Raw genomic sequence first — 24,179 nt, 5'->3', positions numbered from 1 at the left:
GATAGGCGAAAAAATGTCTGCGATCGAAGCCGGCGCTCGCGCGCCGGAAAACCTTTGGCGTCAGGAAATCAGGGCGACGCTGGCGCTCGCCTGGCCGATGGTGCTCACCAATCTCGGCCAGACCGCGATGACTGCCACCGACGTCATGATGATGGGACGGCTGGGTCCGGACACGCTGGCCAGCGGCGCCCTCGGCGCCAACCTCTATTTCATGCCGCTGATCTTCGGGCTCGGCCTGATGCTGGCGACCTCGCCAATGATCGCCACCGAGCTCGGCCGCCGTCGTCATTCGGTGCGCGACCTACGCCGCACCGTGCGCCAGGGCCTGTGGCTGGCGATCCTCATCTGCATTCCGATCTGGATCTTTCTCTGGCACGGCGAGGCCGTGTTGCTGGCCATGGGCCAGGAGCCGGCGCTCGCGCATCAGGCCGGCATCTACCTGCGCTGGCTCGAATGGGCGGTGCTGCCCTTCTACGGGTACATCGTCCTGCGCTCGTTCATCTCGGCGCTGGAGCGGCCGGGCTGGGCGCTGGTCATCGTCTTCGTTGCCGTCGCCTGCAACGCCCTCTTCAACTGGGTGTTCATGTTCGGCAATCTCGGCATTCCTTCGATGGGTATTGCCGGCTCCGGCCTCGCCACCACGCTGTCGAGCATGCTGATGTTCGTCGGCATGGCGGCGGTGGTGATGCTTGAGCCGAAGTTTCGCCGCTACCGTCTGTTCGGGCGCTTCTGGCGGGCCGACTGGCCGCGCTTCAAGGGCCTGCTGCGGCTCGGCCTGCCGATCGCCGGCCTCCTGGCGTTCGAGGTGACGATCTTCAATGCTGCGGCGCTTCTCATGGGCCTGATCGATGCGGACTCGCTCGCGGCGCATGCCATTGCCATCCAGATCGCATCGATCTCCTTCATGGTGCCGCTTGGCCTGAACCAGGCGGCGACGGTGCGCGTCGGGCTGGCCCATGGCGCCAGCGATGCGGAAGGTGTCTCCCGCGCCGGCTGGACCGCCTTTGTCATCGGCGTCTCCTTCATGGCGCTGATGGGATTGGCGATGATCCTGTGGCCGCAATTGCTGATCAGCGCTTTCATCGACCTCGGTAACCCGGCCAATGCCAGGGTGATCGGGCTTGCCGTGTCGTTCCTGGCCTTTGCCGCGCTGTTCCAGATTTTCGACGGAGCGCAGGCCGTGGCCGCCGGCATGCTGCGCGGCCTGCACGACACCACGGTGCCGATGATCTATGCCGCGATCGGCTATTGGGGCATCGGCCTGCCGCTCGGCGTGCTGCTGGCCTTCCATTCCGGGCTCAACGGCGTCGGCATCTGGATCGGCCTGTCGTTGGGATTGGCGGTGGTGGCGGCGCTGCTTTTGGCGCGCTGGCTGCGGCGGGACAGGATCGCGCCGCCGATCTCCTTTGGGCATTGATGAAAGCGGCACCGTCACGAAGGAGCGCGGGTCGTGACGTCTATGGGTATTTCGTCTGATTTGCACTCGCGGCCTGGGGGCTTAAATCGCGTTGCAACTCCGTTGGCAGTGGAAGACTTGAGCACCGCAGGTGCACCTCGCGGGCGAACAATTTTCGTTGCTTCTGCTGGTGCTCCTTGATGGCTGCTGCGAGCCCTAATCCGTACGGGCCAAGAAAGACGCCGGTCCCCCAACCCGGCTGCTTTTTTTCGCGAGCGTCGTAGTCCGAGGCCTCCATGCGGGCTTGCTGGCATCCCGGCGACGCCCATTTCTGGTCTTGCTTCGAAAGCGACGCTCCATAGTCGACCGGAGAGATCGCGCATCCGGCCACCGTCGCTGCCAACGCGACGAACATTGCAATTCTCATCCCCAAGCCCTTCCTAAAGTATGTGGAGAGTACACAGAACTCTTCTTCCAACAAGGAGATAGCTCCGAAGAGGTGACCGGAAACACGGTTAAGGAGGCATCCGAGCGCTAGTCGCAGAACCGGCGTCCTAGTTTTTAGTTGCCCGTCGTTCAAGCGAACGTGCGTATTGCGTCAGCGGGAAGCACATGATGAAGAAGATCAAAGCGACCAGCCCATACACGGTGAACGGCTCGAAGGTCGCATTGTTGATGGCGTTGGATGTCCTGACCAGTTCCTCGAAACCGATGATTGAGGTCAGCGCGGTCGACTTGATCAACTGCACCAGGAAACCGACGGTCGGCGCGCGGGTGATAGAAAACGCCTGCGGCAGGATGATCAGCCTGAGTTCCTGCAGATAATGAAGGCCGAGGCTGGCGCCCGCATCCCACTGGCCGCGCGGCAGCGCATCGACGCCGCCGCGCCAGATTTCGGCGAGATAGGCGCTGGCGAAGAAGGTGAGACCAAATGCGGCGGCGGTCCACGGTTCGATACGCAAGCCCAGCATCGGCAGGCCAAAGAACATCAGGAAGAGCTGCATGAGCAGCGGCGTTCCCTGGAAAAGCGCGATGTAGCCCGAAGCCATTCGCCGGCTCCACTTGTTCTTGGCGATGCGGAAGAACAGCACGACCATGCCGACCACGCCGCCGCCGACGAAGGCCGCCAATGACAGAAGCACCGTCCAGCGGGCGGCGAGCAGAAGGTTGCGGACGATATCCCAGAAGGTGAATTCGATCATGACACGCCGGCTCCCAGAGCGCGGCGGCCGCCGCTGACCAGCAGCCGGCGCAGCCCCATCGACAGGACGAGATAGACCATTGTCACCACGAAATAGGTCTCGAAAGCGCGGAAGGTGCGCGCCTGCAGCATGTCGGCCTCGTAGGTCAGCTCACGCACCGCGATCTGCGACACGACGGCGGACTCCAGCATCATGATGACGATCTGGCTGGTCAACGCCGGAAAGATCACCTTGAGCGCCTGCGGCAGCACGATCTTGACGAAGACCTGGCGCGGCCGGAGGCCAAGCGCCAGGGCCGCTTCCGTCTGCCCACGCGGCACGGCGTCGAGCCCGGCGCCGACGATCTCGATCGTGTAGGCCGCCATATTAAGCGTCATCGCCAGCATGGCGGCCAGCACCGGATCGAGCCTTATGCCGATGCTGGGCAGCCCAAAGAAGATGAAGAACAGCTGCACCAGGAACGGCGTGTTCCTGATAATTTCGACATAGACGCCGATCGCCCGCTTGAGCAGCAGGGGGCCGTTTCGCCGCCCCGCCGCGCCGAGGATGCTGAGGAACGTTCCCGCGAGCGTGGTCACGGCGATCAAGAGGATCGTCGTGGCCGCCCCTCGCGCGATCGCGCCTGTCGCATCGGCAAGCCAGCCGAAGTCGAGGCTGTAGCCCATGATAGGTCCTGACCTAGGAATCAATCCTTGAGGTTGTCGGGATTGAGCGGCGTCTTGAGCCAGGCCTTCGAGCTTTCGTCCAGCTTGCCGTCGGCCAGCATCTTGGCGATCGCGTCGTTGACGGCCTGCTTCAGGCGGTCCTCGTTCTTGTTGAGGCCGATATGCGAGGGTGAGGTGAGGAGCTGGAACTTCTGCTCCGGCTTCAGCGCCTCTTGGCGGGCGAGCACCTGAGCGCCGACGTCGTTGCCGACGACCATCAGCTGGGTCTGGCCCGAGATGAAGGCCTGGATGACGGAATTATAGTTGTCGAAACGGCGGATATCGGCCGAGGCGGGTGCTGCCTCGGTAAGCGACGTATCTTCCAGCGTGCCGCGGTTGACGGCGATCGACTTGTCGGCGAGGTCGTCCTTGCCTTCGACCTTGAGCGCGGCCGGGCCAATCACGGCGATATAATAGGGTGCATAGGCGGCGGCGAAATCGATCACCTGCTCACGCTCCTTGGAGTAGCCGACGCTCATCAGGATATCGACGCGCTTGTCGGTAAGATACGGGATGCGGTTCTGGCCGGTCACGCTGACCAAATTGAGCTTGACCTTGAGCTGGTCGGCGATGAACTGCGCCACGTCGATGTCATAGCCTTTGATGCTCATATCGGCACTGGCCGAGGAGAAGGGCGGAAAGTCGGAGAAAATGCCGACATTGATGGCGCCGGCCTTGGTGATGTCATCGACCGCGTCGGCATTGGCGGCTTGGGTGGCGAGACCAAAACCGGCGAGCATCAGCGCGGCGGCGATGGATGATTTGATCTTCATTTGAAATGTCATTGTCGTTCCCCTGCTGGAAGCTTGTTTTGTTTGAATGCGGCCGCCGGCTCCAGCGCGGCGGTCGCCTTGGATTGGTGTCGGGCTCCCCTCAGGCTCCCTTGCCTGTTATCGCCGGGCTGAAGACCATCAGGCTGAGGATTTCGAACAGCACCTGCGCGCCGGCATGTGCCGTGTTGGTGGTCGCGTCATATTGCGGCGCCACCTCTACGACGTCGCCGCCGACAATGTTGAGGCCCTTCAGGCCGCGCAGCAGTTCAAGCACTTCCCGCGTCGTCAGCCCGCCGACTTCCGGCGTGCCGGTGCCCGGCGCGAAGGCCGGATCGACGCTGTCGATGTCGAAGGACACATAGGTCGGCCCGTCGCCGACGATTTTTCGCGCCTTCTCGATGATGGCGGGGACGCCGAGGCCGGTCACCTCTTCGGCATGCACGACGGTCATGCCGGATTCGTAGGTGAACTCCCATAGATATTCGGCCGAGCCGCGGATGCCGATCTGGATAGTGCGGGTCGGGTCGAGCACGCCGTCCAGCACCGCGTTGCGGAACGGCCCGCCATGATGGAACTTGGTCATGTCGAACAGGCCGCTGGTGTCGCAATGGGCGTCGATGTGGATCATGCCGACCGGCGCCTTTTTGCCGACGGCCTTCAGGATCGGATGGCTGATCGAATGATCGCCGCCGACCGAAAGCGGAATGACGCCGGCGTCGACGATCTGGTTGGTGCGGCGCTCGATGTCGTCATGGCTGGTTTCTAGCCGGTAGCGGCTCTGGAACGGCACGTCACCGATGTCGGCCACCTTCAGCTCATGCGTCGGGGCGCATTCCAGCACATGATTGTAGGGCCCGATGCGCTCGATGGCGCGCAGCGCCCTTGGCCCGAAGCGGGCGCCCGGCCGGTTGGTGACGCCGAGGTCCATCGGCACGCCGATCATCGCCACCTGCAGATCGCCGAAATCCGGATTGTCGGCGGCAATTTGCCGGTAGGGCGCGGCGAGGAAGGTCGGGATGCCGGAATAGGGCGCCAGCCGCGTGCCGCTCTTGGAAAAGATTTTGTCGGCGACCTTCCGGAATTTCGGGTCGAACATCTCGCCGCCATGGCTTTCGCCATATTTGCGACGCAACGCTTCGAGCTTGCCGCTGTTATAACCCATGTCGGTCCTCCATGGCTGGCGCAGTGCGGCCATCAATGACGGTCGCCATCCCGCCGGCTGCCTGCGCATTTCAGGTCTTGATACTGTTCCCGGGCAAAGTGTCTTGTAGCCGCATTGAAAAATCAATTGATATTGTTAGGGTCTTCGCTGTGAGGAAATCTCACATCAATGTTGAGCACGACCTTGTCCGAAAACCGGGTCCCACTTCTCGGGATCGTGCTCCAGCGGGAATCTGATGGCCAAGCGTCTGCCACCTTTGAATCCGCTGCGGGCCTTCGAGGCGACGGCGCGTCACGCCTCGCTGACCAAGGCGGCAGCTGAGTTGAACGTCACCCATGGCGCCATCAGCCATCAGATCAAGGCGCTCGAACAATCGCTTGGCGTCAAGCTGTTCGAGCGCGCCGGTCAGCGGGTGAAGCTGACGCCACACGGCGCCGAATTGCTGCCGGCAGTGTCGACCGCCTTCGACGGCATCGCTGCCGCCACGCAGCGCATGACCAGGCCGGCGAGCACCGGCGCCTTGTCGGTGTCTTGTGTGCCGGCGCTGCTGCTGCTGTGGATGATCCCGCGGCTCGGCAGCTTCACCTCGCAATACCCTGATATCAGGCTGACGCTGATCCCATCCAATGACGCCAAGGACATCCGCGCGCCGCATATCGACATCTGCGTGCACTATGGCGACGGCAGCTGGACCATTGCTGGATGCGCAAATGGTCGGGCCTCGAACTGTTCCCAGTGGTCAGTCCGACGCTGATCAACAACCGTCCGATCCGCACCGTGCGCGATCTCGCCGATCATGTCTTCCTGCATGGCGACGACGGTCGCGAGTGGCACACCTGGCTGGCCGCCGCCGACGCGCTGGACCTGGAGCGCGGCCGCCGCCATCATCTCGGCGACGCGCGCATGGCGAGCGAGGCTGCGGTTCATGGTCATGGCGTGGCGCTTGGCGATACAGTGACGGCAAGCGGGCTGCTCGCCAGGGGGCTGCTTGTCGCGCCGTTCAGCCTGTCGGTGCCGGCGGTCGACGATTTCTACGTCGTCTGTCGCAACGAGATGAGGTCGGCGCCGATCGTGCAGCTGTTCATCGACTGGCTGTTTGCCGAAAAGGAGCAGGCTGACGGCCGCGCCGATGCGCCGGTGGCGGGCCGCATCGGCATCCGCAGGAAGCGCCCGGCGCTGCGAGTGGTCGGCGCCAAGACCGCGTCCTGAGGCTGCAATTGCCGAAGCCGCATACATGCCGCCGGCTCTCTTTTTGTCGGGCCAGCCCGCAAAGCGGGGAGCGCATTCAAAAATTCAATGCTAAGAGGCTTCCGCAGGAAGCGAGCAGTGAAGGCGGCATCGAGACATGACTAAGACCGATATAGCGCGGCGCGTCTACAACCACACCTGGAAGCTCGACCCGATCGTCCGCAGCCTGCTCGACACCGATTTCTACAAGCTGCTGATGCTGCAGATGATCTGGGGCATGTATCCCAAGGTCGATGCCACCTTCTCACTGATCAATCGCACCACCTCGGTCCGCCTTGCCGACGAGATCGACGAGGCGGAACTGCGTGATCAACTCGACCATGCCCGCACCTTGCGTTTCTCGAAGAAGGAGATGATCTGGCTTGGCGGCAACACCTTCTATGGCCGCAAGCAGATATTCGAGCCGGAGTTCCTCGCCTGGCTCGAAGATTTCCAGCTGCCGGAATACGAGCTTTCCAAGCGCGATGGCCAGTACGAATTGAGCTTCAGCGGCCCGTGGATGTACACGACGCTGTGGGAGATCCCGGCGCTCGCCATCATCAACGAACTTCGTTCACGCGCGGCCATGCGGGCGTTCGGGCCCTTCGCGCTCGACGTGCTCTATGCCCGCGCCAAGGCCAAGATGTGGGCCAAGACCGAGCGGCTGAAAGCGCTGCCCGATATCCGCATTTCGGATTTCGGCACACGCCGCCGCCATTCCTTCCTGTGGCAGCGCTGGTGCGTCGAAGCGCTCAAGGAAGGCATCGGCGAGGCTTTCACCGGCACCTCCAACGTGCTGCTCGCCATGGACAACGACCTCGAAGCGCTCGGCACCAACGCGCATGAGCTGCCGATGGTGTTCGCCGCGCTCGCCAATTCGGAAAAGGAATTGAAACAGTCGCCCTACAAGGTGCTGCAGGACTGGCAGCGCTATTATGGCGGCAATTTGCTGATCGTGCTGCCGGACACCTTCGGCACCGCGGCGTTCCTGCGTGATGCGCCGGAGTGGATCGCCGACTGGACCGGTTTTCGCCCCGACAGCGCGCCGCCGATCGAAGGCGGCGAAAAGATCCTTTCCTGGTGGCGCGAAAAGGGCAAGGACCCCAGGCAGAAGCTGCTGATCTTCTCCGACGGGCTCGAGGTCGAGACCATCGAGGAAACCTACCGCCATTTCCACGGCAAGGTGCGCATGTCGTTCGGCTGGGGCACCAACCTGACCAATGATTTCGAGGGTTGCGCGCCGACCGAGACCAACCGGCTCGACGCCATCTCGCTGGTCTGCAAGGTCACCGAGGCCAATGGCCGCCCGGCGGTCAAGCTCTCCGACAACCCGGCCAAGGCGACCGGCGACGAGAAGGAGATCGAGCGTTACATCAGGATCTTTGGCGAGAAAGACCGCGTGGAGCAGCTGGTCAAGGTGTGAGGGTGAGGGGGCTGACAAGACGGAATTCTCCGAAAGCATGAGTTCCTTCGCGCCCCCCTCTGTCCTGCCGGACATCTCCCCCACGAGGGGGGAGATTGGCTGTCATCTGCACCTTCGCCAATCTCCAACATCGCATGGAAGGCGCCGATCGAGCGAACTGCCGATCTCCCCCCAAGTGGGGGAGATGTCCGGCAGGACAGAGGGGGGCGCCGTAAAGCGCCGTCGTCTTTCGCTGGCGGTATTGCTTGCAACCCTGAGTTTACTCCTGCCCACCCCCGCCTTCGCTCATGCCTCCGACCGCGGCCACGTCCTGCTCCTCCCCACCGGCTACTACGTCGTCGGCGGGGCGCTCGCTGTCGCCGCCAGCTTCCTCGTTCTGGCGCTGCTGCCGCCGGACTCCATCAACCGCCTCTGGCGGCGGCGCCTGCCGCTTTTCGCATTCGGCGACGGCGCACGGACTATCGTCAGTCTGATATTCTTTGCCGGCTTTGCAATTCTTGTCGCGGCCGGCCTGTTCGGCAGCCGCGATCCGCTCTCCAACCCGTTGCCCCTCACCATCTGGACGCTGCTCTGGGTTGGGCTGGCCTCGCTGCAGGGCCTGTTCGGCAATCTCTGGTCCTGGCTGAACCCCTGGTACGGGCCTTGGCGCGTCATCTCGCGCCTGTTCGGCAAGCGGCGGACATGGCGCCCGCCCCCTTGGCTCGGCTGCTGGCCGGCCGTCGCGCTGTTCTTCGCCTTCGCCTGGTTCGAGCTGATCGACCCGGCGCCCGACGATCCGGCACGGTTGGCCTGGGCCGCCGGCTTCTATTGGCTGCTGAGCTTTGCCGCCATGCTGGTGTTCGGCTACCGCGACTGGAGCCGGCGAGGCGAGTTCCTGGCCGTCTTCTTCGCCATGATTGCGCGCTTCGCCGTCGTCGAGCGCAATGAAGTCGAGCGCAATGAAGACGGCCGGCTCAGTCTGTGCTGGCCGGGCGCCAAGCTCAGCAATGCCGCGCCGCTGTCGCCCAGTGGCCTCGCTTTCCTGTTGCTGGCGCTGTCGTCGGTCTCCTTCGACGGCCTGTCGAAAACCTTCTTCTGGCTCGGCCTGTTCGGCATCAATCCGCTGGAGTTTCCCGGCCGCACGGCGGTGATCGGCATCGGCACCTTCGGTCTCGTGCTGACGTTCGTCTTGCTTGCAGCCGCATTCATTCTTGCAATTGTCCTCGGCCAGCGCCTGGCCGGAAGCGAGCATTCCCTCAGTCAGGCCGCCGGGCTGCTGGTCTGGTCGATCGTGCCGATCGCGCTCGCCTATCATGTCGCGCATTATCTGACGGCGCTGCTGGTCGATGGCCAATACGCCATCGCCGCCCTTTCCGACCCCTTCGCGCTGGGCTGGAACCTGTTCGGCACCGCCGATATGCAGATCGAAGCCGGCGTGGTCGCCGGCGCCGGCTCGGCGTGGTGGCTGTGGAATCTCCAGGCCGGCGTCATCATCGCCGGTCACATGCTCGCCGTGCTCGTCGCGCATGGCCTCGCCTGGCGATTGCACCCGGTTCCCGCCCGCGCCACGCTCAGCCAGTTTCCGCTCACCGTGCTGATGATCGCCTATACTGTCTTCGGCCTGTGGTTGCTTGCCACGCCGGCGGCCGGATGAGACAAAAGCCCGGCTCGATGGCGTCGATTAATCCCCAGGGAAAGCCCGCTTGCCACATCAGGGCTTTGGTGATTTAGTTTGTACACATGCAATTTCGGCCCTCTTATTAAGAGTGGCCCACCTCGCTACAGCCATTGGTCAAAACTCAAAAAACAAGGGGAACTGCCGTGACTGACAAGAATGGGTTTTTCGATCTCTCCAAAACCGGCCTCACCCGCCGCACCGCGCTGAAGGGGTTGGCCGCGGGCGCCTGCCTTGCCGTCGCGCCTGGGTTCGTGCGGTACAGCCAGGCGCAGAGCTCGGCGCCGATAAAGATCGGCTTCCAGTCCCACCGCACCGGCATTGGCGCCGCCTATGGCCGCTGGTATGAAAAGACCACCGCCGCTGCGGTCAAGGCGATCAACGAAGCCGGCGGCATCAACGGCCGGCCGGTCGAGGTCATCATCGAGGATGACGGCACCGATCCCGGCCGAGGCGCCGAAGTGGTCGGCAAGTTCGCCACCCAGCACAAGACCGACATCGTCTACGGCACGCTGTTTTCGCATGTCGTCATCGGCTCGGCGCCCGCCGCCGGCGAAGCCAAGATGCCCTATTTTGTCGTCAGCGAAGGCCACCACGTCGCCTCGACCAAGCTCAACCGCTACGTCTTCCAGCCCGGCATCACCGACGTGAAGAGCCAGATCCAGTCGATGGCGCCATGGATTGCGGCGAACGCCGGCAAGAAGGTGACACAGATCTTCCCCGATTTCGCCTTCGGCTATGATCATCGCGACTACCTGCCGTCGGCGCTGAAGGCGCAAGGCGCCGAGGTCATCGCCCAGATCGCCATCCCGCCGACGGAATCGTCCTTCACCAAATATTTTCCGCAGATCCCGGCCGAGACCGAGGTGATCTACCACGTCATGGTCGGCCCGGCGGTGCTCACCTTCGTCAAGGAGCTCGGCGAATTCTACGGCTCCAACCGGCCGCAACTGTTCGGCTTCATCGATTCGCTCGAGGCCACCGACATCAACAGCCCCGGCCTCGAATTCCTCGACGGCAGCCATTTCTGGGAAGGCTCGCCGCGCTACGCGCAGCCTGACGACTCCGCCGCGCAGAAGGCCTATCGCGCCGCCGTCGGCATCGACGACAATGGTGCTGCCGTCGGCGATCCCAAGGACGTGTCTACCGCCGCGCACATGTTCGGCTGCTGGGAAACGCTCTATGTCGTCAAGAAGGCCATGGAGGATGCCGGCTACAAGGGTCCAGAAGACCGCGCCAAGCTGGTCGAGGCGACCGAAGCCTTGACCGAGTTCGCCGAAGGCCCCGAGCATCCGCAGGGGCCGAAGACCTTCAACGGCAAGATCCATCAGTGCTTTGGCATCCAGAACATTTCGAAGGTCGAAGGCGGCCGGCTGAATGTCGTCCACAAGACCAAGATCGAGGACGGCCTCTACGAGCCGGAAGGGGATTACACGACCCAGCCGCTCTAGACACGGCTTTGTCAGTGAGCGTGGGAGCCAAGTCACCCCCCTCTGTCCTGCCGGACATCTCCCCCTCAAGGGGGGAGATTGGCAGTTCGTACGAAGGCGGCTGCCTACCGACTTTGGCGATTGGCGAAACCGATGATGCCAGCCGATCTCCCCCCTTGAGGGGGAGATGGCCGGCAGGCCAGAGGGGGGTGCGCCTCGCACCGGCCATGGGCATATAACCGATGCACTTCGGACCCCACCTCCTCCTCGCCGCCCTTGAAGGCCTCGTCACCTCCGCCGTGCTGGCGCTGACGGCGCTTGGCCTGTCGCTGGTGTTCGGCGTCATGCGCGTCGTCAATGTCGCCCATGGCGAGTTCTTCATGCTGGGCGCGGTGCTTGCCTGGGCGATCTCCACGGCGATATCAGGTCATCCGGCGCTCGGCTTCGTGGCGGCCCTGGTGCTGGCGCCGCTGATCGTCGGCCTGATCGCGCTGGTCGCCGAACGGCTGGTGCTGCGCCGGCTGAATTACAATCCGGAAGCCACCATCGTCGCCACCATCGGCATGCTCTACATCATCCAGCAACTGGCGCTGACCTTCTATGGTCCGGAGGCACGGCCGGTGGAGCCGCCCTTCAGCTACCGCATCCTTCTGCCGTGGTTCGGCTATTCCGGCTACAAGCTGTCGATCATCGCCGCGTCCGCGCTTCTGCTTGTCGCGACATGGTTCGTGCTGACGCGTACGAAAATCGGTCTCGTCATGCGCGCCACGCAATATGACAGCGAGACGGCGCAGGCCTTCGGCATTCCGGTCGACCGCGTCTATGCCGGCGTCTTCGCGCTCGGCGCCATGCTGGCGGCGGTGGCCGCGGTGCTGATCGTGCCGATCAGCCAGGCGCATTATCTGATGGGGCAAGACCCGCTGCTGCTGTCCTTCATCGTCGTCATCATCGGCGGGCTGGGCTCGCTGCGCGGCACCGTCGTCGCCGCCGTGCTCATCGGCCTGTCGGACGGCGTTATCTCGGTGTTCTTCTCGCCGACGCTGGCCAAGATCATCGCCACGCTGCTGGTTGCCATGGTGCTGGTGTTCCGGCCGCAAGGGCTGTTCGGGACGGCATCGCGATGAAGGAGGCTTCACCGGCAAAAGCCTATGCGTTGCATCTGGGCGTCATCGCCCTGCTTTTTGCCCTAAGCTTCGTCCTGCCGGAATATCACCACGGGCTGCTCGCCCGCATCATGGTGCTGGCGGTCTTCGCCATGGGCTACAACATGCTGTTCGGCTATGTCGGGCTGCTCAGCCTCGGCCACGCCATGTTCTTTTCGGCCGGGCTTTATGGCGCAGGCCTTGCCGTCATCCATCTCGGCTGGAGCGTGCCGGCCGCCTTCGCCGCCGGCCTTGCCTGCGGCGCGCTTCTCGCGCTGGTGATCGGGGTGCTTGCACTGCGCACGTCTGGCGTCGCCTTCATGATCGTCACCATGATGTTCGCGCAGGTGTTCTACCTCATAATCCTCTATTTCGCCGCCTGGACCGGCGGCGACCAGGGCCTGGTGGTGCCGCAGTCGGCGCGTGTGCTTGTCTTGGGCAACACGTCGCTCGGCCTCACCAATCCGACCGTGCGCTACATGAGCGCGCTCGTCCTGTTCTCGATCGTGCTGCTGGTGACGCTCGCCGTCGTCCGCTCCAGGTATGGCCGTGTGCTGGTCGCTATCCGCGAGAACGAGGAGCGGACCAAAATGCTCGGCTACGACACGTTTTCCAACAAGCTCGCCGCGGTCGTCGTCTCCGGCACCATCTGTGCGGCCTCGGGCGCCGCCTACGCGCTGCTGTTCGGTTATGTCGGCTCGACTTTCGCCTCGGTGCAATATTCCATCCTGCCGCTGCTCTGGGTGCTGCTCGGCGGTGCTGCCACCACGCTCGGTCCGCTGATCGGCACGCTGTTCATGTACTATGTCGTCGACATCACCAGCGGCTACACCTCGGCCTACCTGCTGATCGTCGGCATCGCCCTCATCCTGCTGATGCTGTTCTTCCCCAAGGGGATCCTCGGCACCATCCGCCAACGTTGGCTAGGATGGCTGCCATGATGCCGCTGCTGACGACCAAAGGCCTGTCCCGCAATTTCGGCGGCCTGCGCGCCGTCGACGGTGTCGATTTCGCCCTCATGCCGGGCGAGATTCGCGCCGTCATTGGCCCCAACGGCGCCGGCAAGACCACCTTCGTCAGCCTGGTCAGCGGCCGCATCCAGCCGTCTTCGGGCATGATCGTCTTCGACGGCGCCGACATCACCAACCTGCCGGCCTACGCCAGGGTCCGCCTTGGCATCGCCTACACGTTTCAGATCACCAGCGTCTTTGCCAATCTCACCGCCTATGACAATGTCGCGCTGCCGGTGCAGCGCACGCTGACCGATGGCCGCTCGAAAGGCGCCGTGCATGCCGGCGTCATGGCGGCGCTGGAACGCACCGGCCTTGCCGACCGCGCCCACATGCCGGCCGGGCAATTGTCCTATGGCCATCAGCGCCTGCTCGAAGTGGCCATGGGGCTGGCGCTGAAGCCGCGTCTGCTGATCCTCGACGAGCCGACGCAGGGGCTGGCCGACAGCGAGATCGACAATTTCATCGGGCTGGTGCGCGAGATCGCCAAAAGCGCCACCGTGCTTCTGATCGAGCACAACATGCCGGTGGTCATGCAGCTTGCCGACCGTATCACCGTCTTCAACGCCGGCAAGATCCTGGCCGAAGGCACGCCCGAGCAGGTCCGTGCCAACGCCGAGGTGCAGGACGCCTATCTCGGGACGACCCCATGACTGAAACACGGTCTGAAGCACTGACCATCTCCGGGCTCGACTGCTTCTACGGCGAGGTCCAGGTGCTCTATGGCCTCGACCTCGTGCTCAACAAGGGCGAGGTGCTTTGCCTGTTCGGCCGCAACGGCGCCGGCAAGACGACGACGCTGAAGGCGATCATGGGCCTCGTTCCCTCACGTGCCGGCTCGATCAGGCTCGACGGCAAGGAATTGACCGGCCTGCCGGCGCACGACGTGCCGAAGGCCGGCGTCGCCTATGTGCCGCAGGGCCGGCGGCTGTTCGCCGAGATGACGGTGGCGGAAAACATCGAGATCGGCCTGATGGCCCGCAGCAAGGGCAAGACGACGCGCGAAAACGTGCTCGACCTTTTTCCGCTGCTGCGCCAGCGGCTGAGACAACGCTCCGGCACACTGTCCGGCGGCGAGCAGCAGATGCTGGCCATGGCGCGGGCACTGTGCCTCGAACCGGAGGTGCTTCTGCTCGACGAGCCGACCGAAGGGCTGATGCCGTCGATGATCGCAAAAATCCGTGAGACGGTGTCGAAGCTGCGCGACCTTGGCGTCTCGACGATCCTGGTCGAGCAGCGGGTCGATGCAGTGCTGTCCGTCGCCGACCGGGTCTCGTTCATCGAGAACGGCCGCAACCGCGAGACCGTCGATGTCGAGGAGCTCCGCGCCGATCCGTCGGCGGTCCGTCGCTATGTCGGTGTCGGGTAGTCACCCGAAGAACAAAAAGCCTGCAAGCAAAAATATCGGGATCAGCACCGCGCCCGACCATGCCATGTAGCCGAAGAAGCCCGGCATCTTCACGCCGCGATGCTTGGCAATGGCATAGACCATGAAGTTCGGTGCATTGCCGATATAGGTGTTGGCGCCCATGAACACTGCGCCGGCCGAGATCGCCGCCAGCGTCGATGCGAAGGTGGTCATCAGATGCTGCGGGTCGCCGCCGGCGAGCTCGAAGAACACCAGATATGTCGGCGCATTGTCGAGGAAGGATGACAGCGCTCCGGTCATCCAGAAATAGGCAAGATCGTTGGGCTCGCCCGTGGGCGAGCTGACAAGCGAGACCAGAGGCGCCAGCGCGCCGTCGGGGCCGGCCCTGAGAATGGCGATGACCGGCACGATGCAGATGAAGATGCCGGCGAACAGTTTCGCCACCTCGGCGATCGGCTCCCAGTGGAAGTTGTTCGCCTCCCTGTGGCTCTTGCGCGAGACCGCCAGCGAAAGGAAGGCAAGAGCCAGGATGATGGTGTCGCGCACGAGGTTCTGCAATTCGAGGCTCACGCCCTGGACGGCGAAAGCCACGCCTGGCTTCCAGGTCGCGGAAAGCAGGATCACGCCGATCACCCCGGCCAGCAGCGGGACGTTGGCCAGGCCTCGGATGCGCACCTTCGTATCCGGTGTCGGATCCTTGATCTTTGGCGCGCCGTCCTCGCGGCGATGCAGGACCATGTCCATGGCCAGGAAGACGGCCAGCACCAGGCCGCCGACGAACAGTGTCTCCTGATAGAGATTGGTGGTGGTCCAGAAGAAATCGACGCCGCGCAGGAAGCCGACGAACAGCGGCGGGTCGCCGAGCGGCGTCAGCGAGCCGCCGATGTTGGACACCAGGAAAATGAAGAAGATGACGACATGGGCGTTGAACGGCCGATTGTCGTTGGCGCGCAGGATCGGCCGGATCAGGATCATCGAGGCGCCGGTCGTCCCGATGACCGAGGCGAGCATCGCCCCGATCAGCAGCAGTCCGGCATTCACCAGCGGCGTGCCATGGATGTTGCCGGCGACGAGGATGCCGCCCGAAATGGTGAACAGCGCAAACAGAAGAATGATGAACGACATATATTCGGTGAGCAGCGCATGCAGTACCGCTTCCGTGGCCGAAGGCATGCCGAACGCAACCGCCAGCGGCACGACCACAAGCGCCGCCCAGAAGAGGGTGATCTTGCCGTAGTGGTGCTCCCAGACATGGTGGAAGAGCAATGGCCCGGTGGCGATCGACAGAAGCAGGCCGGCAAAGGGAAGCGCCCACCACAGCGACATTGTTTCGCCTGGCAACTCGTGGGCCTCGGCTGCGAGCGCTATGTCCGGAAGCAGGGTTGCGACTGCCACCACAGCGCCCGCCGTCAAAGCCGCCGCAAACCGCATAAGGCCCCCTCTGGAATTGTGTCGGATGCGATTGGTGATGTTCAAGCCAGCGTCACGCCGGCATCACGCATCCGGTTCAGCATCGTCTCGACGGACCCGTTGAGATTGATGCCGCGGCAGGCGTCGAGCCGCACTGTTGTGTGGAAGCCCTGCTTGACCGCATCGAGCGCCGAAAAGGCGACGCAGAAATCGGTCGCAAGACCAACCAGGGTCAGCGTGTCGATGCCGCGCTCCCTGAGATGGCCGGCAAGGCCGGTCGGCGTCGTATGGTCGTTCTCGAAGAAAGCCGAATAGCTGTCGATCGCCGGCCGGAAGCCCTTGCGGATGACCAGTTCGGCCTTGGTCCAGGCGAGGCCGGAGTGAAAGTCCGAGCCTAGGCTGCCCTGGATGCAGTGGTCCGGCCACAGCGTCTGCTGGCCGTAAGGCATCTCGATGGTCTCGAACGGCTGCTTGCCGGGATGGCTGGAGGCAAAGCTCGAATGGCCGGCGGGATGCCAGTCCTGCGTCAGCACGACATGTTCGGTCCGCCGGATCAGGTCGTTGACCAGTGGCACGATCTCGTCGCCGCCGGCCACCGCCAGCGCGCCGCCCGGGCAGAAATCGTTCTGCAGGTCGATGATGACAAGCGCTTCGTCGGCCATGGGCCTCCCTCTTGTTTGTCCGGAGGCATGACCCGAACCGGAAGTCTGCCGAAACGTGGAATCCGGTGTTCGAAGCCAGGTTCCACCGAAAAATGCCGCTGGACGCGACCGGATGCAGAAACTCGACCAGATGGCCGGCTGCGTCAACCTCCAACGGTATAACAAATGCGTGCCGCCGCGCCGATGCGGAGAGCGGCCCGAAACTCTGGCTTTGACAATTCCTCCCGGCTTGATATCATTTGCATACGAATGAATTTGACCGGCCCGAATGCCGGAAGGATCCCTATTTCTGGGAAGGCAAAGCGTGATCCGTTACGCGAAACCCACCACCGTCGACGAGGCTCTCGCTTTGCTTGGCGAGGCTTCGTGGCGCATCCTTGCCGGCGGCACCGATTTCTACCCGGCACAAGGGGCCAAGCCTTTCCGCGAGAATGTCCTTGACATCAACGGTCTCGCAACGCTGCGCGATATCGCCGAAACCGAGGACCATTGGGTCATCGGCGCGCGCACGACCTGGACCGATCTTGTCCGTCATCCGCTGCCGGCGGCGTTCGATGCGCTGAAGCAGGCGGCGCGGGAAGTCGGCTCCGTGCAGATCCAGAACGTCGCCTCCATCGCCGGCAATCTCTGCAATGCCTCTCCGGCCGCCGACGGCGTGCCGGCGTTGCTCATTCTCGACGCCGAGGTCGAGCTGCGCTCGGCAGCGATGGCCCGCCATCTGCCGCTGAAAAAATTCATCCTGGGAAACCGCCGCACGGAACTGCAGCCGGGCGAAATGGTCACCGCCATCCGCGTGCCGAAAAACGCCTCCGCCGGCACGTCGGCTTTCGTGAAACTCGGCGCCCGTCGCTATCTCGTCATTTCCATAGCCATGGCGGCCGCCCGTCTGACCGTTGAGGACGGCATCGTCGGCAACGCTGCCGTCGCCGTCGGCTCCTGTTCAGCGGTCGCCAAACGTCTTGCAAGTGTCGAAGCAGCCTTGCGCGGCCTCCCGGTTGACCACGCCCTCGTCACTGCGATCCAGTCCGCGCCGATGGACGAGCTGTCGCCGATCGGCGACGTCCGCGGCAGCGCCGAATACCGGCTGGACGCCGTGCGCGAGATCGTCGCCCGCGCCGTGCTTGATGCCGCGGGTCACGCATCGAATGACAAGGCGGTGGCGGCATGAGCAAAGCTCAGCCTGGCATGAGCATGGAGCGGGCCGACATCGCCTTCGAGGTCAACGGCGCCGCCGTTTCTGTCTGCGTGCCGCCGGTTCGTCGTCTCTCTTCGGTGCTGCGCGACGAATTGCGCCTGACCGGCACCAAGATCGGCTGCGACGCCGGCGACTGCGGCGCCTGCACGGTGCTTGTCGACGGCGAACCCGTCTGCGCCTGCCTCATGTCAGTGGCTTCTGCCGCTGGCACCGTGGTGACCACGGTCGAAGGGCTCGCCAATGGCAGATTGTCGGCGCTGCAAGCTTCGTTCCTCGACCATGGCGCCGCGCAATGCGGCATCTGCACGCCCGGCCTGTTAATCGCGGCAACCGCGCTGCTGGACAGGGAGCCGAACCCGAGCGAAACCGAAGTCCAGGATGCGCTGGGCGGCGTCCTGTGCCGCTGCACCGGGTACCGGAAGATCGTTGCGGCGGTGATGGATGCTGGACGGTTCGCGAGCGAACTATCGACGGACGGCATTGCCCCTCATCCGCCTGCCGGCACCTTCTCCCCGTACAGTGACGGGGAGAAGGACGAAGCTCCAGCGCTGGCGTCCCCCTCTCCCCGTCTTTCACGGGGGTCCGAAGGACGGGCGAGACCCGTGGCTCGCCCCGGAATGGGTAAGGGTGAGGGGCAGCACCAACTTCAGCGGCTCGATCTCGACCTTGACCGCAGAATGCCAATCTCAGGCCATGCTGTAGGCTCCTCTCCGATCAGGCTCGACGGCCTGCCGAAAGTCACCGGCGGCGAAAAATTCGGCGGGGATTCCTTCCCGGCCGATGCGCTGGCGGTGCTGGTGGTGCGCTCGCCGCATCATCACGCCCGCTTCGCCTTCGGCGATCTCGACGCCTGGGTGAAAACCCGTCCCGGCATCGTCGGCGTCTTCACCGCTGCCGACATTCCGGGAAAGAACAGCTTCGGCGTCATTGCGCCTTTTGCCGACCAGCCGGCGCTGGCCGAAGGCTTTTCGCGCTTTCGCGGCGAGGCAGTGGCGCTGGTTGCCGGCGAGCGCGAGGCCATCCTCGATCTCGATCTTTCGGATTTTCCTGTTCGTTGGACCGAGTTGCCATACCTTCTGCAGCCTTGCGAGGCGCAAGCCGGCGGCGCGCAACTGATCCACGAGAACCGGCCGGCAAACCTGCTCACCACTGGCTTCGTCGAGCGCGGTGACCCCGAAGCCGCGCTTTCCGGCGCGGCTTTCGTGGTTTCCGGCGCCATCGATACCTCCTATGTCGAGCACGCCTATATCGAGCCGGAAGCCGGCCATGCCTATATGGATGGCGGCACGCTCGTCGTCGTCGCCTGCACGCAGGCGCCCTACATGGATCGCGACGACGTGGCAAAAGTGCTTGGCCTTGCCGCTGACAAGGTGCGTATCGTGCCGACAGCCACCGGCGGCGGCTTCGGTTCCAAGCTCGACGTCTCGTTGCAGCCGCTGATCGGCTTGGTCGCGATGAAGACCGGGCGGCCGGCTGCACTCGCCTATACCCGCAACGAATCGATGATCTCGACCACCAAGCGTCATCCCGCCGAGATGAAGGCAACGATCGGCGCCGATGCCGATGGCCGCGTCACCGGCATGGTCTTCGCAGGCGATTTCAACACCGGCGCCTATGCGAGTTGGGGCCCGACCGTCGCCAACCGCGTGCCGGTGCACGCCTCCGGTCCCTATGCGACGCCGAATTACCGTGCCGAAGGCCGCGCCATCCACACAAATGGCCCGATCTCCGGCGCCTTCCGCGGTTTCGGCGTGCCGCAGGCGACGATCATGCAGGAAACACTCTATGACGAGCTGTCCGAAAAGCTTGGGCTGGACCGGCTCGATTTTCGCCTGAAAAACTGTCTTCGTAACGGCTCCGAAACGGTTACCGGACAGAGGCTGGAAGCAGGCGTTGGCATTGCCGAGTGCCTCGAAGCGTTGCGGCCGCATTGGACGCGCGCGCTTGCCGATGCCGAAAAATTCAACAGTGCCAATGACAGCAGGAAACGTGGCGTCGGCGTCGCCTCCTGCTGGTATGGCTGTGGCAACACCTCGCTGCCAAATCCATCGACCATCAGAGTCGGCATCTCCGCCACCGGCGACGTCGTCCTGCATCAGGGTGCCGTCGATATCGGGCAAGGCTCGAACACGGTCATTGCCCAGATCTGCGCCGACGCGCTTGGCTTGCCGCTCGAAAAATTCCGGCTGAAAAGCGCCGACACGGCGATCACGCCCGATGCCGGCAAGACGTCTGCTTCGCGCCAGACCTTCGTCACTGGCAAGGCCGCCGAAAAGGCCGGCGGCGCCTTGCGCGAGATCATGCTGCGCTTCGCCAATGTGTCGGAGAAGGCAGCGATCGCTCTGGATGGCACAAGCCTGGTCATCCGCGAGGGCGAAGCGACGCGGCATATCGATCTGTCCACGCTGAAGGCCGATGCTGACGGCTTCGTCTTCCGTGCCGAGGAAAGCTACGACCCGCCGACGCTGCCGCTCGACGCCAAGGGCCAGGGCAAGCCCTATGCGGTCTACGGCTATGGCGCGCAGATCGCTGAACTCGAGGTCGACCTCAAGCTCGGCACGGTGAAGCTGATCAAGATCACCGCCGCGCATGATGTCGGCAAGGCGATCAATCCGCTGCTCGCCGAAGGCCAGATCGAGGGCGGCATCGCGCAAGGCATCGGCATGGCGCTGATGGAGGAGTACATTCCCGGCCGCACCGAAAACCTGCACGACTATCTCATCCCGACCATCGGCGACGTGCCGCCGATCGAGACCATCCTGATCGAAGTTCCGGATCCGGAAGGACCCTTTGGCGCCAAGGGCTTGGGCGAGCATGTGCTGATCCCGACGGCGCCCGCGATCCTCAATGCCATCCGCCATGCCACCGGCGTCCTGGTCGCCAAAATTCCGGCGACGCCGAGCCGCATCCGCGCTGCGATCCGCGATAAGGAGGCACGCCAATGAGCGAGCTTGCCGAACGCTTCGAGACCCACGATCCCGGCGAGAAGCAGGTGGCGGAAAAGATCCGCTGCGACGCCTGCCCGGTCATGTGCTACATATCAGACGGCCGCACCGGCGCCTGTGATCGCTACGGCAATGTCGGCGGCAGGATCGTCCGCATGGATCCGCTGACCATCCTCGACCATGCAGCCGAGACCGGCGCTGTGGTTGTGCCTTTTGTCGCCGAGGGCGAAGAATGGGACGGCGAACTGGTCAACACCGGCCGCCGTTTCGTCACCGCGATCGGCGCCGGCACCACCTATCCCGACTACAAGCCTGCGCCTTTCATCGTCAGCCAGGAGGTCGAAGGCGTCGATCTCGTCACCGTCGTCACCGAGGGCATCTTCTCCTACTGCGGCGTCAAGGTGAAGATCGACACCGACCGCCACCTTGGTCCCGAGACTGCCACGGTCCGCGCGGCGGGTGAGGCAATCGGCCATGTCACGACAGGCGAATATGGCTCGCAGATGCTGTCGCTGGGCGGCGTGCATCATCTGACCGGCGGCTCCAAGGCCGAAGGTCGCGCCACCTGCGATGCGCTGCTTAATCTATGCAACCGCAAGCCGGTCGAGCTCACCATCGACGGCGGTGCCACGGTCATCATCGAAGCCGGCAAGCCACCGGTCATCGACGGCAAGGTCGAACATCGCATGCGCGTCGGCTGCGGCTCGGCCACCATCGGCATGTTCGCCACCCAGTGGCGCGGCCTGGTCGACGAGGTGGTGGTGGTCGACGACCACATCACCGGCGTCGTCTCCGAGCATCAGGCCGGCAAGGTGCTCGGCTGGCAGGATACCGGGATCAAGATCATCGGCCGCCGTTCGACGCCGGGCCGCTATTTCAAGGTGTCCGAGCCCGGCCTCGGCTGGGGCGGCACCAGCATTTCCGACCCGCTGTCGATCCTCGGCGAATGGAACGCTAAGAAGGGCGCCCGCCCCGGCCTGTCGCTGCTGATGGTCTCGACCACCGGCGAGCAGTTCGCCTATTACGAGCTCGATGATGAATTGAAGCCGGTGCAAAAGCCCTTCCCGGAGCGGCTGCAGAAATCCGTCGGCCTGATCGAGGACAATTGCGAGCCGGCGCTGTGCACCGTGCTGTTCGTCGGCGGTGCCGGCGGCTCGCTGCGCGCCGGTGTCACCGAGAACCCGGTCAATCTGACCCGCTCGGTGCAGGGCCTGACGACTTATGTCACCGTTGGCGGCGCGCCGGTCTATGTTTGGCCGGGCGGCGGCATCACGCTGATGGTCGATGTCACCCGGGTGCCGGAAGGTGCCTTCGGCTATGTGCCGACGCCGGCGCTGGTGGCGCCGATCGAGTTCACCCTGCGCCGCGACGACTATGTCAGGCTTGGTGGCTACGAAGCTGAGATCCGCAGCGTCGAGGATATTCTTGCCAAGGGCGGTGAGTACCTCAATCCGCGCCGCGGCACGGGCGCGCCGGCCAGCAATCCGTGGCCGCCGCTGGCGCAGTTGCGGCGTGCCGCGAGCAACGGGTCCGGGTGATGAACGGCCCGCAGGCACATTGGCTTGAGGACGGCAGGCGGCTGCATCTCAATCATGGCCCGATCGACCTGATCATCGAGGCTTTTGGCGATGCGGACGAATGCCGCGCCGCCTACAGCCAGGCGGTGGCGCGGTTCCAGACAATCCTGCAGGAGATCGTCGACGACCTCCCAGAACTGCGCCGTCCTGCTTCGTCGCGGCCACGTGCTTTCGCTGGGCCGACGGCGCGGCGCATGGAGGCGGCGGTTGTTCCGCTAGCGAAACAATTCATCACGCCGATGGCTGCCGTCGCCGGTTCGGTAGCCGACGAAATGCTTGGCGCGTTGCTGGCCGGGCGCCGGCTCGATCGCGCCTATGTCAACAATGGCGGTGACAGCGCGATCCATCTCGGCAACGGCCGGTCCATGACCCTCGCCATTGCCGGGACAGGTCATGGACTGGCGGATCGTATCACGATCCGCGCCGAAGACGGGATCCGCGGCGTCGCGACGAGCGGCTGGCGCGGCCGTTCCTTTTCGCTGGGCATCGCCGACGCAGTCACCGTGCTGGCGCGGACGGGTGCTGAAGCCGATGCCGCCGCGACCTTGATCGCCAATGCCGTCGATCTGCCCGGTCATCCCGCCATCGAGCGCGTGCCGGCGCGCGATCTGGCGCCCGACAGCGACCTTGGCGATCGTCTGGTCACCCAGGGCGTCGGCGTGCTTTCATCAGGCGAAATAGCCGCTGCGCTGGACAGCGGGCTTGCTGTCGTCGAAGATTTTCGGCGACACGGCCTGATTGCCGCCTCAGCGCTTTTCCTTGCCGGTCAGGCACGGATCGCCGGTCCCATGGCGCTCGCTGCGCCCAACGAGAAATCAAGGAAGGAAATTGCCCATGCCTGAGTTTGCGATCCGCAAGGTTGCGGTGCTGACCGAAGAGATCTTTCACGAGGGCGGGCCGGTGGCGAAGGTGCCGCGCCGCCGCGCCGCTGCGATGGCTGTGGTGAAGAACCCGTTCGCGGGCCGCTACGTGGAAGACCTGCAGAGCGCGATGGACGATCTGAAGCCGCTCGGCCTGCTGCTCGCCGACAAGCTCATCGCCGCATTGGGCGGCGACGTAAAGCAGATCGACGGCTATGGCAAAGGCGCCATCGTCGGTATCGCCGGCGAGCTCGAGCATGGCGCGCTATGGCATGTGCCGGGTGGCTACGCCATGCGCGAGCGGCTCGGCGACGCCAAGGCGATCGTGCCATCGGCAAAGAAGGTCGGCGCCTTCGGTTCAAAGCTCGACGTGCCGCTCGGCCATATCAACGCCGCCTATGTGCGCAGCCATTTCGATGCCATGGAGGTCGGCATCAGCGACGGGCCTCGTCCCGACGAGATCCTGTTCTGCCTCGCCATGACCTGCGGCCCGCGCGTGCATGATCGCATGGGCGGCCTCGCGGCCAAGGACATCAAGGCATGGGACGGACTGCGGTGAGCGCCGAAGACATCAAGCTCAAGCTGGTCGAGGCGGAGGAGCCTGACGAAAACGATTACCGCCTGCAGGAGCAGGTTGGCTTCATCCTGCGCAAGGCGCACCAGCGCCATGTCTCGATCTTCGCGGCACATATCGCCGACCTGACACCGCCGCAATTTGCCGCCCTGGCCAAATTGCACGACGTCGGCGAGACCTCTCAGAACCAGCTTGGCAGCCTGATCGCCATGGATGCGGCGACGGTGAAAGGTGTCATCGACCGGCTCAAGGCGCGCGGTCTGGTCGAGCTCTCCAAGCATGAGGTCGACAAAAGGCGCCTGCTGGTCAATCTGACCGCTGAAGGCCGCGATGCCATCGAGCGGCTGATCCCGATCGCCCGCGATATCACGCAGGAAACGCTGGCGCCGCTTTCCGCCAAGGAGGCCGCGATTTTCATGAAGCTTTTGGCCAAGCTGGCGTGAGCACGGCCTTGGTCAGCGCTG

At 64.1% G+C, this 24,179-nt stretch carries 21 protein-coding genes and 1 pseudogene; 15 read left to right on the top strand and 7 right to left on the bottom strand.

Annotated features, from left to right (window positions below; genetic code table 11):
* Nucleotides 1-13 precede the first annotated feature (13 nt).
* Nucleotides 14-1,417, top strand: coding sequence for an MATE family efflux transporter (locus tag EN885_RS13565; RefSeq protein WP_095484583.1), 1,404 nt, complete (start codon nucleotides 14-16; stop codon nucleotides 1,415-1,417).
* A gap of 40 nt (nucleotides 1,418-1,457) precedes the next feature.
* Here the strand turns inward: EN885_RS13565 and EN885_RS13560 are convergent, their stop codons facing one another.
* From EN885_RS13560 to speB, 5 genes are all read right to left on the bottom strand, one after another.
* A complete protein-coding gene (locus tag EN885_RS13560) occupies nucleotides 1,458-1,823 on the bottom strand; it encodes a hypothetical protein (RefSeq protein ID WP_095485083.1) in 366 nt (121 codons plus the stop codon).
* 127 nt (nucleotides 1,824-1,950) lie between these two features.
* Nucleotides 1,951-2,598, bottom strand: coding sequence for an amino acid ABC transporter permease (locus EN885_RS13555; protein WP_095484582.1), 648 nt, complete (start codon nucleotides 2,596-2,598; stop codon nucleotides 1,951-1,953).
* On the bottom strand, nucleotides 2,595-3,263 hold the full coding sequence (locus EN885_RS13550; RefSeq protein WP_127206635.1) for an amino acid ABC transporter permease: 669 nt from the start codon (nucleotides 3,261-3,263) through the stop codon (nucleotides 2,595-2,597). The genes EN885_RS13555 and EN885_RS13550 overlap by 4 nt, the downstream gene beginning before the upstream one ends.
* A 20-nt stretch (nucleotides 3,264-3,283) precedes the next feature.
* Entirely contained in the window at nucleotides 3,284-4,087 is an 804-nt protein-coding gene (locus EN885_RS13545; RefSeq protein WP_095484580.1) for a transporter substrate-binding domain-containing protein, read from the bottom strand.
* Nucleotides 4,088-4,175: 88 nt separating this feature from the next.
* Nucleotides 4,176-5,237 (bottom strand): agmatinase, encoded by a 1,062-nt coding sequence (speB, locus tag EN885_RS13540; RefSeq protein ID WP_127206636.1) that lies wholly within the window; start codon nucleotides 5,235-5,237, stop codon nucleotides 4,176-4,178.
* A gap of 235 nt (nucleotides 5,238-5,472) precedes the next feature.
* On the opposite strand from speB, the pseudogene gcvA reads away from it, so the two are divergent.
* The 8 genes and pseudogenes from gcvA to EN885_RS13490 all read left to right on the top strand — a co-directional run bounded on the left by gcvA (nucleotide 5,473) and on the right by EN885_RS13490 (nucleotide 14,492).
* Nucleotides 5,473-6,446: pseudogene (gene gcvA, locus EN885_RS13535) on the top strand (transcriptional regulator GcvA).
* A gap of 136 nt (nucleotides 6,447-6,582) precedes the next feature.
* On the top strand, nucleotides 6,583-7,887 hold the full coding sequence (pncB, locus tag EN885_RS13530) for a nicotinate phosphoribosyltransferase (protein ID WP_127291283.1): 1,305 nt from the start codon (nucleotides 6,583-6,585) through the stop codon (nucleotides 7,885-7,887).
* A 184-nt stretch (nucleotides 7,888-8,071) separates the two neighbouring features.
* On the top strand, nucleotides 8,072-9,520 hold the full coding sequence (locus EN885_RS13520; protein ID WP_128241616.1) for a hypothetical protein: 1,449 nt from the start codon (nucleotides 8,072-8,074) through the stop codon (nucleotides 9,518-9,520).
* Between the two features lie 167 nt (nucleotides 9,521-9,687).
* On the top strand, nucleotides 9,688-10,992 hold the full coding sequence (locus EN885_RS13515; RefSeq protein WP_128241615.1) for an ABC transporter substrate-binding protein: 1,305 nt from the start codon (nucleotides 9,688-9,690) through the stop codon (nucleotides 10,990-10,992).
* Between the two features lie 221 nt (nucleotides 10,993-11,213).
* Nucleotides 11,214-12,095 carry a branched-chain amino acid ABC transporter permease gene (locus tag EN885_RS13505; protein WP_127291275.1) on the top strand — a complete coding sequence of 294 codons (882 nt, stop codon included), beginning with the start codon at nucleotides 11,214-11,216 and terminating at the stop codon, nucleotides 12,093-12,095.
* Nucleotides 12,092-13,054 (top strand): branched-chain amino acid ABC transporter permease, encoded by a 963-nt coding sequence (locus tag EN885_RS13500; protein WP_128241614.1) that lies wholly within the window; start codon nucleotides 12,092-12,094, stop codon nucleotides 13,052-13,054. The genes EN885_RS13505 and EN885_RS13500 overlap by 4 nt, the downstream gene beginning before the upstream one ends.
* Entirely contained in the window at nucleotides 13,051-13,776 is a 726-nt protein-coding gene (locus EN885_RS13495; RefSeq protein ID WP_128241613.1) for an ABC transporter ATP-binding protein, read from the top strand. The genes EN885_RS13500 and EN885_RS13495 overlap by 4 nt, the downstream gene beginning before the upstream one ends.
* Nucleotides 13,773-14,492, top strand: a complete 720-nt coding sequence (locus EN885_RS13490) for an ABC transporter ATP-binding protein (RefSeq protein WP_128241612.1) — start codon at nucleotides 13,773-13,775, stop codon at nucleotides 14,490-14,492. The genes EN885_RS13495 and EN885_RS13490 overlap by 4 nt, the downstream gene beginning before the upstream one ends.
* Here the strand turns inward: EN885_RS13490 and EN885_RS13485 are convergent, their stop codons facing one another.
* Both EN885_RS13485 and pncA read right to left on the bottom strand, forming a co-directional pair.
* Nucleotides 14,493-15,923 carry a sodium:proton antiporter gene (locus EN885_RS13485; protein ID WP_128241611.1) on the bottom strand — a complete coding sequence of 477 codons (1,431 nt, stop codon included), beginning with the start codon at nucleotides 15,921-15,923 and terminating at the stop codon, nucleotides 14,493-14,495.
* 41 nt (nucleotides 15,924-15,964) lie between these two features.
* Entirely contained in the window at nucleotides 15,965-16,564 is a 600-nt protein-coding gene (gene pncA, locus EN885_RS13480) for a bifunctional nicotinamidase/pyrazinamidase (RefSeq protein WP_126104078.1), read from the bottom strand.
* A gap of 304 nt (nucleotides 16,565-16,868) precedes the next feature.
* On the opposite strand from pncA, the gene EN885_RS13475 reads away from it, so the two are divergent.
* The 6 genes from EN885_RS13475 to EN885_RS13450 are packed head-to-tail and all read left to right on the top strand — an operon-like array spanning nucleotide 16,869 to nucleotide 24,158.
* Nucleotides 16,869-17,732 carry a xanthine dehydrogenase family protein subunit M gene (locus tag EN885_RS13475; RefSeq protein ID WP_128241610.1) on the top strand — a complete coding sequence of 288 codons (864 nt, stop codon included), beginning with the start codon at nucleotides 16,869-16,871 and terminating at the stop codon, nucleotides 17,730-17,732.
* Entirely contained in the window at nucleotides 17,729-20,704 is a 2,976-nt protein-coding gene (locus EN885_RS13470) for a molybdopterin-dependent oxidoreductase (RefSeq protein ID WP_128241609.1), read from the top strand. Before EN885_RS13475 ends, EN885_RS13470 begins: the two co-directional genes overlap by 4 nt.
* Nucleotides 20,701-22,242 carry a 6-hydroxynicotinate reductase gene (locus EN885_RS13465; RefSeq protein ID WP_128241608.1) on the top strand — a complete coding sequence of 514 codons (1,542 nt, stop codon included), beginning with the start codon at nucleotides 20,701-20,703 and terminating at the stop codon, nucleotides 22,240-22,242. Before EN885_RS13470 ends, EN885_RS13465 begins: the two co-directional genes overlap by 4 nt.
* Nucleotides 22,242-23,123 carry a hypothetical protein gene (locus tag EN885_RS13460; RefSeq protein WP_095485079.1) on the top strand — a complete coding sequence of 294 codons (882 nt, stop codon included), beginning with the start codon at nucleotides 22,242-22,244 and terminating at the stop codon, nucleotides 23,121-23,123. The genes EN885_RS13465 and EN885_RS13460 overlap by 1 nt, the downstream gene beginning before the upstream one ends.
* On the top strand, nucleotides 23,116-23,700 hold the full coding sequence (locus tag EN885_RS13455; protein ID WP_095484568.1) for an amino acid synthesis family protein: 585 nt from the start codon (nucleotides 23,116-23,118) through the stop codon (nucleotides 23,698-23,700). The genes EN885_RS13460 and EN885_RS13455 overlap by 8 nt, the downstream gene beginning before the upstream one ends.
* Nucleotides 23,697-24,158, top strand: coding sequence for a MarR family transcriptional regulator (locus EN885_RS13450; protein ID WP_127291489.1), 462 nt, complete (start codon nucleotides 23,697-23,699; stop codon nucleotides 24,156-24,158). The genes EN885_RS13455 and EN885_RS13450 overlap by 4 nt, the downstream gene beginning before the upstream one ends.
* Nucleotides 24,159-24,179: the final 21 nt, after the last annotated feature.

Source organism: Mesorhizobium sp. M6A.T.Cr.TU.014.01.1.1 (assembly GCF_004022765.1).
Taxonomy (GTDB): domain Bacteria; phylum Pseudomonadota; class Alphaproteobacteria; order Rhizobiales; family Rhizobiaceae; genus Mesorhizobium; species Mesorhizobium mediterraneum.
The sequence above is the reverse complement of the archived record's forward strand: the minus strand, read 5'-3'. Positions and strand labels throughout refer to the sequence as shown.